This window comes from Caballeronia sp. Lep1P3 (assembly GCF_022879595.1).
In the GTDB taxonomy this organism is placed as follows: Bacteria; Pseudomonadota; Gammaproteobacteria; order Burkholderiales; family Burkholderiaceae; genus Caballeronia.
This window is the reverse complement of the sequence record NZ_CP084268.1, coordinates 242,395-257,372: the sequence shown is the minus strand read 5'-3', so window position 1 is coordinate 257,372 and position 14,978 is coordinate 242,395. Positions and strand designations below refer to the sequence as shown.

At 67.8% G+C, this 14,978-nt stretch carries 13 protein-coding genes and 1 pseudogene; 8 read left to right on the top strand and 6 right to left on the bottom strand.

What is annotated here, in order from left to right; translation table 11 throughout:
* Window positions 1–22: 22 nt before the first annotated feature.
* Window positions 23–1,737: pseudogene (locus LDZ27_RS25455) on the top strand (phosphocholine-specific phospholipase C); the annotation flags it as partial.
* A gap of 18 nt (window positions 1,738–1,755) precedes the next feature.
* Window positions 1,756–2,133, top strand: coding sequence for a phospholipase domain-containing protein (locus LDZ27_RS29145; RefSeq protein ID WP_370653494.1), 378 nt, complete (start codon window positions 1,756–1,758; stop codon window positions 2,131–2,133).
* A gap of 48 nt (window positions 2,134–2,181) precedes the next feature.
* Here the strand turns inward: LDZ27_RS29145 and LDZ27_RS25450 are convergent, their stop codons facing one another.
* Window positions 2,182–3,081 (bottom strand): LysR substrate-binding domain-containing protein, encoded by a 900-nt coding sequence (locus tag LDZ27_RS25450; RefSeq protein WP_244818055.1) that lies wholly within the window; start codon window positions 3,079–3,081, stop codon window positions 2,182–2,184.
* A 165-nt stretch (window positions 3,082–3,246) separates the two neighbouring features.
* On the opposite strand from LDZ27_RS25450, the gene LDZ27_RS25445 reads away from it, so the two are divergent.
* Window positions 3,247–3,474, top strand: coding sequence for a hypothetical protein (locus LDZ27_RS25445; RefSeq protein WP_244818054.1), 228 nt, complete (start codon window positions 3,247–3,249; stop codon window positions 3,472–3,474).
* 20 nt (window positions 3,475–3,494) lie between these two features.
* Here LDZ27_RS25445 and LDZ27_RS25440 read toward each other — a convergent pair whose 3' ends face one another.
* From LDZ27_RS25440 to LDZ27_RS25425, 4 genes are all read right to left on the bottom strand, one after another.
* A complete protein-coding gene (locus tag LDZ27_RS25440) occupies window positions 3,495–3,728 on the bottom strand; it encodes a DUF2934 domain-containing protein (RefSeq protein ID WP_244818053.1) in 234 nt (77 codons plus the stop codon).
* A gap of 105 nt (window positions 3,729–3,833) precedes the next feature.
* A complete protein-coding gene (locus tag LDZ27_RS25435) occupies window positions 3,834–4,322 on the bottom strand; it encodes a hypothetical protein (RefSeq protein ID WP_244818052.1) in 489 nt (162 codons plus the stop codon).
* Between the two features lie 18 nt (window positions 4,323–4,340).
* Window positions 4,341–4,820 carry a DUF2244 domain-containing protein gene (locus LDZ27_RS25430; RefSeq protein ID WP_244818051.1) on the bottom strand — a complete coding sequence of 160 codons (480 nt, stop codon included), beginning with the start codon at window positions 4,818–4,820 and terminating at the stop codon, window positions 4,341–4,343.
* A gap of 101 nt (window positions 4,821–4,921) precedes the next feature.
* A complete protein-coding gene (locus LDZ27_RS25425) occupies window positions 4,922–5,275 on the bottom strand; it encodes a hypothetical protein (RefSeq protein ID WP_244818050.1) in 354 nt (117 codons plus the stop codon).
* Between the two features lie 139 nt (window positions 5,276–5,414).
* Here LDZ27_RS25425 and LDZ27_RS25420 point away from each other — a divergent pair, with 139 nt between their 5' ends.
* Window positions 5,415–5,765 carry a hypothetical protein gene (locus LDZ27_RS25420; RefSeq protein ID WP_244818049.1) on the top strand — a complete coding sequence of 117 codons (351 nt, stop codon included), beginning with the start codon at window positions 5,415–5,417 and terminating at the stop codon, window positions 5,763–5,765.
* Between the two features lie 122 nt (window positions 5,766–5,887).
* Window positions 5,888–6,295 carry a rubredoxin gene (locus LDZ27_RS28950; protein ID WP_244818048.1) on the top strand — a complete coding sequence of 136 codons (408 nt, stop codon included), beginning with the start codon at window positions 5,888–5,890 and terminating at the stop codon, window positions 6,293–6,295.
* A 63-nt stretch (window positions 6,296–6,358) separates the two neighbouring features.
* Here the strand turns inward: LDZ27_RS28950 and LDZ27_RS25410 are convergent, their stop codons facing one another.
* On the bottom strand, window positions 6,359–6,802 hold the full coding sequence (locus LDZ27_RS25410) for a diacylglycerol kinase (protein ID WP_244818047.1): 444 nt from the start codon (window positions 6,800–6,802) through the stop codon (window positions 6,359–6,361).
* A gap of 232 nt (window positions 6,803–7,034) precedes the next feature.
* Here LDZ27_RS25410 and bcsB point away from each other — a divergent pair, with 232 nt between their 5' ends.
* The 3 genes from bcsB (at window position 7,035) to LDZ27_RS25395 (ending at window position 14,974) form a co-directional block, all read left to right on the top strand.
* Window positions 7,035–9,407: a cellulose biosynthesis cyclic di-GMP-binding regulatory protein BcsB gene (gene bcsB / locus LDZ27_RS25405; RefSeq protein WP_255751467.1), complete on the top strand. Its 2,373-nt coding sequence runs from the start codon at window positions 7,035–7,037 to the stop codon at window positions 9,405–9,407.
* Between the two features lie 3 nt (window positions 9,408–9,410).
* Complete coding sequence (gene bcsZ, locus LDZ27_RS25400; RefSeq protein ID WP_244818045.1) at window positions 9,411–10,589, top strand: cellulose synthase complex periplasmic endoglucanase BcsZ; 1,179 nt, start codon at window positions 9,411–9,413, stop codon at window positions 10,587–10,589.
* Between the two features lie 638 nt (window positions 10,590–11,227).
* Window positions 11,228–14,974: a cellulose synthase subunit BcsC-related outer membrane protein gene (locus tag LDZ27_RS25395; protein WP_244818044.1), complete on the top strand. Its 3,747-nt coding sequence runs from the start codon at window positions 11,228–11,230 to the stop codon at window positions 14,972–14,974.
* The last annotated feature ends 4 nt before the right edge of the window (window positions 14,975–14,978 follow it).

The window sequence follows — 14,978 nt, the reverse complement described above, 5'->3', positions numbered from 1 at the left end:
CGTTTCCCCCCACGGCATACGGATGACAAACCAGAACCGACGTGAATTCCTGCGCGCCGCCATGCAGACCGCAGGCGCGGCCGCCGCACTCAACATCGTTCCGCCGGGCATTCGCCAGGCGCTCGCGATTCCCGCCAACAACCGTCACGGATCGATCGAGGACATCGAGCACATCGTCGTGCTGATGCAGGAGAACCGCTCCTTCGATCACTACTTCGGCACGCTGCGCGGCGTGCGCGGTTTCGGCGACACGCGCGCGGTGCGTCTTGGCAACGGCAAGTCCGTGTTTCATCAGCCGATCGCGGCCGGCGCGGGCGACGTGCTGCCGTTTCATCCCGGCGCGTCGAACCTCGGATTGCAGTTCATCGAGGACTTGCCGCACGACTGGACGAGCGGGCAGGGCGCGTTCAACGCGGGGCGCTACGACCAGTGGGTGCCGTACAAGGGCGCGACGACGATGGCGTACCTGAAGCGCGACGACATCCCGTTCCACTACCAGCTCGCCGACGCCTTCACGATCTGCGACGCGTATCACTGCTCGACGAACACATCGACCGATCCGAACCGCTACTACTTGTGGACCGGCTACGTGGGCAACGACGGCACGGGCGGCGGCCCGGTCGTCGACAATGCGGAAGCGGGCTACGGCTGGTCCACGTTCCCCGAAGTGCTGGAACGCGCGGGCATCTCGTGGAAGATCTATCAGGACGCGGGAACGGGTCTCGACAAAAAGGGATCGTGGGGCTGGACGCAGGACCCGTACATCGGCAATTACGGCGACAACTCGCTGCTCTACTTCACGCAGTATCAGAACGCGCAGCCGGGCAGCCCGCTCTATGAAAAAGCGCGGCGCGGCACCAACGCCGCCGCAGGCGACGACTACTTCGCGCAGTTCAAGGCGGACGTGCAGGCGGGCACGCTGCCGCAAGTCTCCTGGATCGTCGCGCCCGAAGCGTATTCGGAGCATCCGAACTGGCCGGCGAACTACGGCGCGTGGTACGTCGATCAGGTGCTCCAGGTGCTGACTTCGAACCCGGACCTGTGGAGCAAGACCGCGCTTCTCATCAATTACGACGAGAACGACGGCTTCTTCGATCACATCGTTCCGCCGTTTCCGCCGGCATCGAGCGCGAACGGGCTGTCGACCGTCGATACGAGCGCGGAGATTTTCCCCGGCAGCGAGAAGTACGCGAGCGGTCCGTATGGTCTCGGCGCGCGCGTGCCGATGCTCGTCGTGTCGCCGTGGTCGCGCGGCGGCTGGGTCTGCTCGGAGACGTTCGATCACACGTCGGTCATTCGCTTCATTCAGAAGCGCTTCGGGCGATCGCACAGCCTCGCCGAGCCGAACATCTCGCCGTGGCGTCGCGCCATTTGCGGCGATCTGACTTCGGCGTTCGACTTCCGCAACCCGAATCGCGGCCTGCCGTCGCTGCCGGGCACGGCCGCCTACGCGCCGCCCGACAAGGCGCGTCACCCGGACTACGTTCCGCCGCCGCCCGCCGTCGGCGCGATGCCGGCGCAGGAGCCGGGCGTGCGCCCTTCGCGCGCGCTTCCGTATGAGCTTTTCGTGCGCGCCCATGCCGATGCGCACAGCGGCGCCATCGCGTTCGATTTCGTGAATACCGGCGCGGCGGGCGCCGTGTTCCTGCTGTATCGCAATGGCAGCACGGACGCCCGCGCACGTACACGGTCGAAGCGAACAAGCGTCTCGCCGACCGCGTCGCCGCGAATGCCGATGGCAGCTACGACTTCGTCGTGCATGGCCCGAACGGATACTTGCGGCGCCTTGCGGGGAAGGTCGCGGCATCGCATGCGTGGTGGTCCCGTAACGAGGCGCGGCCCGAAGCGGCGGAAGGCTACGACGTCGCGAACGGGAATCTGGAACTGCGCCTCAAGAACACCGGCAGCGGCGCATGCACGTTCAGCGTGACGAACGACTACGAGCCGTCGAAGACTATCCAGCGGCGCGTGGCGGGCGGCGATACCGAAACGCTCTATCTGGATCTGCGCGCATCGCATGGCTGGTACGACGTGCGCGTGACGGTCGATACCGACAGCGCGTTCGAGCGGCGTTTCGCGGGCCGCGTGGAGACGGGGCGCGATGGCGTGAGCGATCCGGCGCTCTCGGCGTGAAGCATCGAAAGGCCTGGTGCGGGCCGCGAACGCGGCTCGCACCGCACGCTATCGCGCGGCCTGAAAGTCGCGCGCCGCTTCGCGCTCGATCCACGCGAGAAAGCGTTCGACGCGCGGCAGGTCGGCGTTCTGGCTCGGATACACGAGATGATGCGCGCCGACTTCCACCGCATGACTCGCGTCGAACACGGGCACGAGCGCGCCTTCGCTGATCTTCACCGATGCGAGCATCACGCTTTCCAGCGCGATCCCGAGGCCGAGGGCGGCGGTTTCGATGGACATGTACGAGCGGTCGAACGAAAAGTCGAAGGTCTTCTGCGGCGCGGAGACGCCCGTTCGCCCGAACCACTGCTTCCACTGCATGAGCGGCGACTCCGAATAGATGAGCCGGTGCGACAGCAGATCGTCCGGCGTCTTCACCGGATGGCGCTCCAGATACTTCGGCGACGCGAGCGGCGCGATGAACTCGCCGCGCACGGTTTTTACTTCGAGGTTGCTCCAGTTGCCGTAGCCGTGGCGAATGTCGATGTCGTAATAGCCGTTCGAAAACGACACGTTCTCGTATGAGCAGGCAAGGTTCAGCTGAATGTCGCCGTTGTCTTCCTGAAACGACGAGAGCCTCGGCAGCAGCCACATCAGGCCGAAGCTCGGGCTGGAATGCACGCGCAGAATGTCGACTTCCTTGCGGCTCGACGCGCGTTCCGTCGCGCGGCTCAGGTCGGCGAGCAGGCCGGTCACGTCGGCGAGATAGCGCTCGCCCGTCGGCGTCAGGACGAGGCCGCGCCCCGAGCGCTGAAAGAGCGGCTGCCCGATGATCGTTTCGAGATTCGCGATCTGATGGCTCACCGCCGACGCGGACAGGCCCATTTCCTCTGCCGCCCGGTTCACGCTTTTGGTCCGGGCGACGCTTTCGAAGGCGACGATGGCCTTGAGCGGTGGAATACGCATGGTGATTATTCTTCGGATGCGGTTGGCGAAGCGCGGCATGCGGCGCGTGACCGCCATGCACGGCGGCTTTGCATTATCCGATTTTTCGCCCGGCCCGCGCGTTACGCGCATGCGGCACGGCACATGCTCCGCGTCCTCCAAACATCACATACGCGGAGGCGCGCCATGGAATCGCAATATCGTTCGTGCACCATTCATACGTCTGCAAGCATCGAGAACGGCAGCATCGTCGGCAATGCGCGCATCTACATGGCGCCCGCGAAGCCGGACGACGAGATCGAGTCGCACGACATGGAGTTCCACTTGTCCTTTGTCGACGAAAACGAAGCGGTCGAATTTGCACGCGAACGCGCGATGGCGTGGGTCGACGAGCACGAGGCGCTCGCGCTCTAGCGTTTCCCATGTGGCCGCTTCTATAGCGGCTCTTTTCTCTTGTGACGCGGTTTCTGCGAACGTTCGCGTGGCGCGGAGTCCGTTTCGGCCTCGAGCTGCTGGCGCGCGCGATGGTAGTACTCGTCGGCGCGGCCGGCTTGCCTGCCTTCCGATTCCCACATGTAATACGCAAGCGTGCGAACCCGCTGTTCGAGAAGTTCCCGCGCGATTGCGCCTTCTCCGTCATCGTCGGTCCGGGCGGTTGTGACTGACATCGTTCTTGTCCTCGTATCCGGGCGCGCCGTGCGGCAGGCTCTCGCCGCCGGCGGCCTCGTTGGAAGGTGCGGGACGCATGCATCGTGCATGCCCGCGCCGTGTTTTCAGTGCTGCTCTTCCAGTGCCAGGGGTAATACGACCTTGCCGCAGTAGTTGAGCGGCCCGTCCGCCATGTCGATGTGGCTGAAGGACATGTCGGCGTAATCGAGCCTGCGATAGAAGGCGGTTTCCATGAGTTCGCCCTTCACGCGCCGATAGAAGATGCGGCCCGCGAGATACAACTGCGCGTCGCCGGGGGCGGGCGCATCCGCCGGAACGATGCCGCCGAAGGTGGTTCGCGTGTCGCCATCGAACCAGGCCCAGAGTTCGGAATGCGCCTGCAGCCCGGTCCCTTTGACGATCACGGTCGTGACCGTATAGCCCCAGCCCGCGCGCGGCAACGCGTGGCGCGCGCCGGGGTAAGTGCGCTTCAGCTCGAACATGCTGCGCACGACTTCGACGCCGGCATCGCCGGTGTTCGCGACGACGAGCGTCACGCGGCCCGGCTTGCCGGGAATGGCGGTGGCCTTGAGCAGGACGATAGACGCATCCATGACGATTCTTGGCGGAAATCAGCGGGCGGCGGGCGCGGTCATCTCGCAGCGCGTGATTCTCTGAAACTCCGACAGGAACGCGAGGCGGCGGCTTTGCGTCGCGTAGCGGCCGAGTTCGAGCGTTTCGCCGGCGCAGCGAATGGCAAGCTGCACGCGTGCGCCTCGCTGCGTGACGAGCAGCACCGCCCAGCGGATGTTGAACCGGTGCGTCCTCCTCTGCGGGCCACGCACGGATTCGACGACGAGCACATCGTCCAGCAGCGTGACGATATCGCCGTCGAGCGCGTGGCGTGCATAGCAAAGAAAGCAGAACCAGATCAACGATGCGTGTAGGAATGCCAATAAGTAGAAGACGAGCGCGCCGTTCATCGCGTGCATCGCGGTCGCGAAGCCGACGGGTATCGCCGAAAGACCGGCGCACGCCACGGCGAAGCGCGCCGGACTGCACGACGCGCTTCGGGCAAGGCGCCACTGTCTTTCAGCGGTGATGGCGGGCATGGACGGCTCCTTGGCGGTTTCTTCTTTGGCTTTGTCGGCGTGGCTGCGGAGCAATCGACAGTCCTGCGAGGCTTCTTGCGGTGATTCTCGAAACGCTCCGATCAGGCCCGCGCCGGACCGTTGCCTCGCGATGCGGCGGTCACGTCATCGATCGTCTGTCCGCCGGCGCGCTGAAGCGCGGCTTCGGCCTCGCTTGCTCGCGCTTCGTCCAGACGCACGGTCAGAATGAATCGCGAGACTTCGCCCTGATGCCTGAAGCGGGCGTCGTATTCCTCTTGATGACCTATCGATGTCTTGCTGTCTCCGGCGAGGAAGTTGCCGCGCACGGGGCCGGCCTCGTCCGCCTGAAAAGCGATATCCACGGCTTCCGGCTGAACGCCCGCGCTCACGAGCGCATCGCGGGCCTTCTCCGCTTCTTCCATGGTCTGAAACACGCGTGCGATCGTCGTTTCCATACGGCCTCCTCGGTCCGCGAGCCTGCTTTCAACGTAAGCGCTGTCACGCAACGCGCGTGCCGCGCTGTTCGTTTGCCCGATGCACGGCATGTCGATTGCAGACCGCATCGTCGAATGGATCAACGCTACGAGGATGGCAATGCACGCAAACAAGACGAGGTTGATGATTTCGGGCGTCATGCTCGCGCTCGCCAGCAGTGTTCACGCGGCGGGCGGCGGACTGGGCTGCGGCGGCGGAGGATGCGCCGGCGACGCCAATGGCGCGAACGGCACTAGCAGCACCAGCGGGCGGGGCGGCGGCGCGTCCGGACAGTCGGCGAACGGGCAAGGCGTGCACGGCTCGGCGAATGTATCGCCGGGCACGATTTCCAGGGGCGGGCAGGGCAGCGGAATGAGCCGCGATTCCGGCGGCGCCGCGCCGCCGGGCGCGCAAAGCGGCAAGCCGTCTCCCGCGACGAAGCATGACGCCGGCGGATCGCAAGGCTGGTGAGGCAATCGCGCGGCGCGGCCTGAAGCGGCGACGTTTCTCCCGCGCAAACGCCTGTGCGCGCGCGGTCGTTTTCGGCAGTCGTGCTAGTATCCGAAAACCGACGAGTATCCGGAAATCGCACGATGTACAAGAAGGGCACTGCACTGGAGTTGCAGTTTTCATCCGCGCGGCTGAACAGCGGCGCGGGCGATCCTTATTGGATCGATCTCACCGCACAGGAAGCGCAACGGTTGCATGAGGCGCTGTCGGCGTTCATCGCCAAGGGCATCGACAAGCATGCGGGTCCGCTCGTCGTCTCGCTCGATGAGACGGCTTCGGCTGACATCGTCGAGGAAACTGCCGCGCGCATTCGGAACACGCCCGAATTCGCGCAATGGGTCTGTGTGATCTGCGGCTGGATCTACGACGAAGCCGCGGGCGATCCCGAACATGGCATCGCGCCCGGCACGCGCTGGGCCGATGTGCCCGACGACTGGCGCTGCCCGCTATGCGATGTCGGCAAGGAAGACTTCGCGCTCGTCGAATTCTGAATACGACGCGGCTGGAGACGCTTGCGTCGGCGATGCCGTATTACGGACTCGCAAACGCTCGCATCAAAGCCACGCGCGAAGCCAGTGCCACGCAAGCGGTCCGCAAATGACGGCCCACGTCATCGCGCTGATCGCGATGGACACCGTCACCGCCGCGCTGCCGCAGTCCTTCGCGCGGCCCGACAGTTCGTGGCGTTCGAGCGAGATGCGGTCGATCGCGGCCTCGATGCTCGAATTGATCAGCTCGACGAGCAGCACGAGCAGCACCGACGCCGCGAGCAACACGCGCTCGGCGGCGCTCGCCGGCACGAAGAAGGCGAGCGGCAGCAACACGGCCGCGACGCACGCTTCCTGACGAAACGCGCTTTCCTCACGCCATGTCGCGACGATGCCGTTCCACGAATGGCGCAGCGCGAACACGCCGCGCAGAAGGCCGCCGCGCTTCCCGCCGGCCGGCTGAGTCCACGACGACGGAGACGAATGCGGAGAAGAGGTACGTCTTACCATGTGGCGTTGTAGCGTTTTTGCTGAACAAAGTACATTTGGAATATTGTGTCGCGATTTGTGATACTGTTGCGCGCGCTGGTCGTCGGCAAGGTGTGCCAACAATAGACCGACAAGCATAAGAAAGTTCTCGGCTCTGAGCCAGCGCTTTCGCAGCAAGGCGCTTCCGGTCGCGCTCGCATCACGCGGTATATCGCCTTCCGAACGCTCGCCTCGATCCCTTTTTGTCCGCTCATTGTCGACTTGCCGCCGCCTTGCGCGTTGCGGCCATCCGGTTGTCGCATGGGCTCACGCCGCGATGCTCCAGTACGGGGCGCGCGGTGTTCAACCCGAAGCAGACTTGTCGATGAAAGCCGTCGTTTCCTTTTGCCTGTCGCTGACGTTGGCCGCCAGCGCCCTGTACGCCTCCGTTCTGTCCGCCGCGCCCGCGCCGGCCACGCCCGTCATCGCGCCCGCGCCGGCGTCTGCCCCTGTCGCCGATGCGCAGTCTGTCCATGTTCCGTTCGCCGCTCTCGGCGCTTACCAGCCGATCCACCTGCGCGGCCTGGAAGACGCGCGCTCCGTCGTGCTCGGCGTGCGGCTCGACCGCGTCGTGACCGGCGCGCGGCTACGTCTGCGCTACACGTATTCGCCCGCGCTCGTCTTCGCGCTCTCGCATGTGAAGCTGTCGATCAACAACGAAGTCGTCGCGACCGTGCCGTTCGACAAGGAACACGCAGGCAGCGTCGTCACGCAGGACATTCCGCTCGATCCGCGTCTGTTCACCGATTACAACGACTTCGGGCTGCGCTTCATCGGCCATTACACGGTGGAGCAGTGCGAAGACCCGGCCAACACCGCGCTCTGGGCCGATATCAGCCCGACGAGCGAATTCGTGCTCGACACCGCGCCGATCAAGCTGCCGAACGATCTCGCGCTCTTGCCCGCGCCGTTTTTCGATGCCCGCGACGTGGGCCGCCTGACGATGCCGTTCGTGCTGCCCGCATCGGCGGACAGCGCGACGCTCAGGAGCGCCGGCGTGCTCGCTTCGTGGTTCGGCGCGCTAGCGGATTACCGTTACGCCCGTTTTCCCGTTTCTAGCAGCTTTCCCGCAAACGTTCACGCGGTCGTCGTCGCGACGAGCGCGCAGCTTCCGGCGGGACTGAAACTGCCGCCCATCGACGGCCCGACGATCCTCGTCACCGACAATCCCGCGTCGACGGACCGCAAGCTGCTCGTCGTGACGGGCCGCACCGCCGCCGAACTCGACGACGCCGCCTACGCGCTCGTCCTCGGCCGCGCGGCCATGTCGGGCAGCGCCGTGAAGGTCGCGCACATCGATATCGGCAAGCCGCGCGAGCCTTACGACGCCCCGCGCTGGATGCCGACGGATCGCCCGGTCGCGTTCAAGGAACTGGTCGATCAGACTTCGCAGCTGCAAGTCGCGGGCGGCGCGCCGGAGCCGATCCGCCTGAACCTGCGCGTGCCGCCGGATCTCTTCTCGTGGAACAGCGCGGGCGTGCCGCTGAACCTCAAATACCGCTATACCGCGCCGACGGTGCAGAACAATTCGGCGCTCGCCATCGACATCAACGACCAGCTCGTGAAGTCGTTCCGCCTGCCGCCCGCCAAAACCGACGACACGCAGGGCCGCTTCCAGTTGCCGATTCTCTCGGGGACGAGCGGCGCGTCGAACGCGCTCGACATTCCGGCGTTCCGCGTCGGCAGCTCGAACCAGCTGCAGTTGCGCTTCAACCTCGAATCGCAGAAGGCGGGACTGTGCGCGGGCGTCGCGAGCAATCCGGCGCGCGCCGCCGTCGATCCGGATTCGACCATCGACTTTTCCGGCTTCGTGCACTACGCGCAGTTGCCGAACCTCGCGTACTTCGCCAATAGCGGCTTTCCGTTCACGCGCTACGCCGACCTTTCGCAGACGGCCGTCGTGATCCCAGAGCATCCGTCGGACAACGAAATCGAGGCCATGCTCACGATGTTCGGGCACATGGGCCAGTGGACCGGCTTTCCGAGCCTGCGCGCGACCGTCGCGCGGCCTGCCGACGTGCCGAAGCTCGCGCAGAAGGATCTGCTCGTGATCGGCGGCGCGCCGTCCTCGCCGGTGTTCGCGCGCTGGCGCGGCGTGCTGCCGCTGTCGATTGCCGGCGACGGCGCGCAATCGCCGAAAGACGGCGTCGCGCGCGCGGCGTTTTCGGTCGGCGAGCGCTGGCGCGACGGCAAGCGCGTGACGCACGGCGGCGCATCGCTCGATGAAAGCGGGCCGCTCGCCGCGCTGATGGGCTTCCAGTCGCCCGGAACGAAGGGGCGCAGCGTCGTCGCGCTCGCGGCGACCGCCGATGGGCATCTGACCGACCTGCTCGACGTGCTGGAGCGTTCGGACCGCGTGTCGCAAGTGCAGGGCGACGTGTCGCTCGTGCGCAGCGGCGGCGTCGAGAGCATGCGCGTGGGCGACACGTATCTCGTCGGCTACGTGCCGTGGTACGCGAAGCTCTGGAGCCGTGCGGTCGAGCATCCGGTGCTGCTCGGTCTGCTCGGCGCGCTCGCCGGGCTGCTGATCGCGATCGGCGCTTTCGCCGCGTTGCAGGAACTGGCCGCGCGCCGCCGGGGTGTCTGAACGATGAAGCGTCTCGTTCGCCGCGCGCTCGGCGCGCTTTTGCTCGCCGCATCTGCCTTCGCCGTCGTCGTTGCCCCCGCCGTCGCTGCGCCCGCCGAGGCAAGCCGCGCATGCGCCGCTGCGTGGCCGCGCTGGCAAACGTTCAAACGCGATTTCATATCGAACGATGGCCGCGTGATTGACGTCGGATCGGCCGATTCGCGCACGGTCTCGGAAGGGCAGTCGTATGCGCTATTTTTCGCGCTCGTCGCCGATGATCGCGCGGCCTTCGACACGATCCTGCGCTGGACGGAAAACAATCTCGCGCAGGGCGACCTGAGCGCGCACTTGCCCGCGTGGCTCTGGGGCCGCGACGACGCCGGCCAGTACCGCGTGCTCGATGCCAACGCCGCGTCCGACGCCGACCTGTGGATCGCCTACGCGCTCATCGAGGCGGGCCGCGCGTTCGGCGAGCGCAGCTACACGGCGCGCGGCGTCTCGCTCGCGCGGCTCGTGCTGGAGCACGAAACGGCGAATCTACCCGGTCTCGGCCTCACGCTTCTGCCGGGGCCGACGGGCTTTCATCCCGCCGCCGATACGTGGCGCGTCAATCCGAGCTACGCGCCGCTTCAGGTGATTCGCGGCATCGGCGCGGCGATGCCCGGCGACACGCGCTGGCCGCGTCTGGCCGCGACGAGCGCGCGCATGCTGATCGAGACCGCGCCGCGCGGCTTCTCGCCGGACTGGGCGATGTATCGCGCGAACCGCGGTTTCGGCCCGGACGAGGAGACGCACGCCGAAAGCGCGTACAACGCGATCCGCGTCTATCTGTGGGCCGGCATGCTCGCCCCCGCCGACGATGCCCGCGCGCGCCTCATCGATCGCTTCGCGCCGTTCGCGTCGTATATCGAGGCGCATGGCGCGCCGCCCGAGCGTGTCGATGCGCGCACCGGTCAGCCCGGCCCGAACGACGGCAACGCGGGTTTTTCCGCCGCCGCCGTGCCGATCCTCGACGCGCTCGGCAAGACCGCCCTCGCCGATGCGCAGGCCGCGCGAGTCACGAACGCGACGAACGCTGCTTCGCCGGGTTACTACACGAGCGTGCTCACGCTCTTCGGTCTCGGCTGGCGCGAAGGCCGCTATCGTTTCGCGGCGGACGGCAGGCTGCAAGCCGCCGCGCTCGACTGCAGGCGCGGGAAATGATGCGGGCGCGTTGGTGGAGGAGGCATGCGCTGAACGCGGCGCTCGCTGCGGCGGGCGTCGTGTGCGCGGCGCACGCGGGGGCGGTATCGGCCGCTGCTGCGTCCGTAGCCGCGTCTTCGGTTGGCGCGACGGTCGTGGGGACGTCGGCAGGCGTGTCTTCGGTTGGCGCGACGGTCGCAGCGACGCCCGCAGCCGTGTCTTCGGTCGGTGCGAAACCGGTGGCAACGCGCACAGCCGCGCCTTCGGTCGGCGCGACGCGCGTGGCAACGTCCGCAGCTGTGTCTTCGGATGGCGTGAAACCCGCGGCAACGCACGCAGCCATGTCTTTCGTCGACGCGACGCGCGTGGCACCGTCCGCAGCCGTGTCTTCGGTCGACGCGACGGTCGTGGGGACGCCCGCAGCCGCGTCTCCGGTCGGCGCGAGGCGCGTGGCAACGCCCGCAGCCACGCCTTCGCTCGCAGCAACCCCCGCAGCCCCGCCTTCAGTCAGTGCAACGCGCGCAGCAACGCCCGCAACGGCGCCGTCGCCCGCCGCAACGCGCACAGCCGCCCTCCGAACCACCTCCCCACGCACCCAGCCGCCGCAGGCATCGGCGCCAGAAACCTCAGCGCCGCAAGCCTTGCCCCCGATGCCCGCGATGGCCGCGCGTCTCTACGACACCGCGCGCGTCTGGGCGAACAAGCATCGCGACGATCTGGCGCTGCAGGCCATCGACAAGGCTTTGTTGATCGCGCCCGGCGATCCGCGTCTCTACGCCGAACTCGTGCGCATCCAGTTGCGGCTCGGCCAGGCGCAGAAGGCGCAGGCCGCGCTCGCGCAAATGAAGGCGCGCGCGCCGGACGCAACGCTCACGCGGCAGATCGAGGACGAATACCGCGTCGCGGTCAGCGGGCGTCAGGAAATGGCGACCATCCGGCTGCTCGCCCGCAGCGGCCAGTCGGAGGAAGCCGCGCGCCGCGTGAGCGCGCTCTTTCCGCACGGCGCGCCAGCGGGTGCGCTCGGCGCGGAGTATTACCAGATCGTCGCGGCGACGCCCGCGCGCCGCCAGGAAGCGCTCGACGCGCTGCATCGACGTGTCGCGGCCGATCCCGGCGATGTCGACGCCGCGCTCACGCTCGCGCGCCTGCTCAACGCGACCGACGCGACGCGCCCCGAGGCGAACCGCATCGCGTGGAATCTCGCGACGCGCACCGACACCGACCGCACCGCCGCGCTCGACCTGTGGCGCCGCGTGCTGCAATCGGCGGGCGCGGACCCCGCGTATCTGCCGGCGCTGCGCGCGTATCTCGCGCTCGCGCCCGAGGACACCGAACTGAAGGGCCGCGAGAGCGAGATCGACGCGCGCATCGAGGCTGCGCGCAAGCTCGCGCGCGATCCGGATTACATTGCGCAGCAACGCGGCCTCGCGGCGCTTTCGCGCGGCGATCTGGCGACCGCCGCGCCGCTGCTTTCCCGTGCGGCGTCGGCGCGCTCGAACGATGCGGACGCCATCGGCGGTTTGGGCCTCCTGCGCATGCGCGAAGGTGAGCGCGACGAAGCCCGCGCGCTTTTCGAACGCGCCGCCGCGCTCGCGCCCGACAACCGCGCGAAGTGGCAAGGCCTCGCGCGCACCGCGCAGTTCTGGGGCGCGCTCGCGCATGGCCGCGACGCCGCGAGCGCCGGCCATCCGAAAGAGGCCGAACGCTACGCGCGTGATGCGCTCGCGATCCAGCCGAACGACGCCGACGCCGAACTCCTGCTCGCCGATGCGCTGCTCGCCCAAGGCGACTTTCGCGCCGCCGAGCCGATCCTGCGCGCGCAGCTCGCGGGCCGCGCGCCGAGCCTCTCGGCGCTGCGCAGCACGCGCACGCTGCTGGAAAACACCGGACGCGCCGATCAAGTCGAGCCGTTGATCGCGGCGCTGCAAAGCCGCTTCACCGCCGCCGACGATCGCGAGAGCCTCGCCGCGATGCGCGCCGATCTCGTCGCCGCCGATGCCGAACGTCTCGCCGCGCGCGGCCTCAACGGGCCGGCGGCGCAAAAGTACGAGGCGTCGCTGCGCATCGAGCCGGACCAGCCGTGGACGCGCTTCGCGCTCGCGCGTCTGTATCAGAATCTCGGCTTGCCGCAACTGGGCCGCACCGTGATGGACGACGGTCTCGCCCGCGCCGCGAATGCGCAGATGCGCTACGCGAGCGCGCTGTATCGCAATTCCATCGACGATGTCGCCGGCGCGCAGGCCGCGCTCGCCGGCGTGCCCGACGCCGAGCGCACCGACGCAATGCGCGCGCTCGCCCGCAATCTTGACGCGCAGCAAGCCCTCGCCGATGCCCGCGCCGCCTACGCCCGCAACGACGCCGCCGCCGCGCAACAGGCGCTCGACCGCGCACAGCCGCTCGCGGCGGACGATCCGGACATGCTCGCGTCCATCGGCGCGCTGTATATCGATCACGGCGACGCGCCGCGCGGCCTCGCGCTGCTGCACGACTGGATGGCGGCGCATCCCGCACAGACCGACGCCGACGTGCGCCTGCGTTACGGCGATCTTCTCGGCAGCGCGCGGCGCGAGCCGGAACTCGCGGCGCTGCTCGCGGATGTGCGGCGCGATCCGAAGCTCACGCCGCGCCAGTCGGAGCGGCTCGAAGATCAGGCGCTGCGCATGACGCTGCGTCAAACCGACGACGCGCTCGAAGCCGCCGACTACGCGCGCGCCGAAGCGCTGCTGCAAACCGTGAGCGACGCGGGCCGCCGCGACAAGCGTTACGCGCTCGAAGCGGCGGACGTGGCGCGCGCGCAAGGCCATTACGACGCGGCGCGCGCCGCGCTCGCGCCCGTTCTCGCCAAAACGCCCGACGATGCGGAGGCGCAACTCGCGCTCGCCCGCGTGGACGGCGACGCGGGCCGCCGCCGTGAAGCGCTCGCCATCGTGCGCCGCGTCGTGGACGCCGCGCCCGCCGACGACATCGACACGCGCTTGTCCGCCGCGCGGCGCTTCTCGGCGCTGCGCCGTCCGCTGGATGCGCGCGAGCTGACCGATGCGCTGCGCGTCGCGTACTCGGAGCGCGCGGACGTCACCGTGCAGGCGGGGCGCGTCGCGCAGAATCTCGGCGATTACGAGGACGCCGCGTCGCTGTATCGGCTGTCGCTCGCGCAGGAACGTGCATCGGGCGTCGAGCCGAATTTCAGCGTGCCGGCCGGCTCTCCGAATCGCGGCACGCCCGCGCAGAACGCGCTCGACGATCTGAACCAGCGCCGCGATCCCGAAATCGAGACGGCGTGGATTCCCGCGTACAAGTCGGGCGACGCCGGCGTGTCCGCATATCACGCGCAGCAGGTGCCGATCTACGCGCAAATTCCGTATCGCTACGACGGCCACTTCTTCGTGCATGCGGACGCCGTGCATCTGGATGCGGGCACGCTCGATCCGGCCGATACGCAAGTCGCCACCGAATTCGGCACGACGGCAGGCTTTGCGAACGGGACGAGGGACTTGCTGACGCGCAGTGGTCTGCATCAGCGCGCGAATGGTCTCGGCGGCGGCGTCGGCTATCTCTCCGATGCGTGGCGCGTCGATCTCGGCTCGACGCCGATCGGCTTTCCGGTGCATTACCTCGTCGGCGGCGCGCGCTACCGGTTCGACGCGGGTCCGGCGAGCTTTTCGATATCCGGATCGCGCAGGCCGGTCACGAGCAGCGAGCTGTCCTACGCCGGCCTCACCGATCCGCTGACGGGCGCGGTCTGGGGCGGCGTGCGGCGCGACGGCGTGGATGTCCACGCTGCGGTCGACATCGGCCCGGTCAGCACGTTCGCCGATATCGGCGCGGGCGAGCTTTCCGGGCGCAACGTCGCGAACAATCAGGAATTCATCTTGCGCACGGGCTTCACCGTTCCCGTCTACCAGCACGGGACGATGCGCGTGCTGACCGGCCTCGTCGGGAACGCGTGGCATTACACGGACAACCTGCGCTACTACACGTTCGGGCAGGGCGGCTATTACAGCCCGCAGCGCTATCTGTCGCTCGGCGTGCCGATCGAATGGATGGGCCGGCGCAACGATTTTCTGTGGGACATCACCGCGACGCTCGGCGTCTCGAGCTCCTACGAGAAGAACTCGCCGTACTTTCCGATCGGTCTGCCGTCGGGAACGGGGCTGCGGCCTGTCGACGCGAGCAACGACGTCTTTCTGGCAAGTTCCACGCATGGCGTGAGCTTTTCCTACGGCATCGGCGCGACGGTCGAGTATCGGGTGGACCGGCAGTTCGTCGTCGGGGCGCGGGTCAACATCGACCATTCGCACGACTACGCGCCAAGCTCCGGCATGCTCTACGCGCGCTTCTCGTTTTCGCCGCGCAAGGACGACTATCGCGTGAGTCCGTCGCCGGTGCGGCTCTATTCGAGTTACTAGGAAC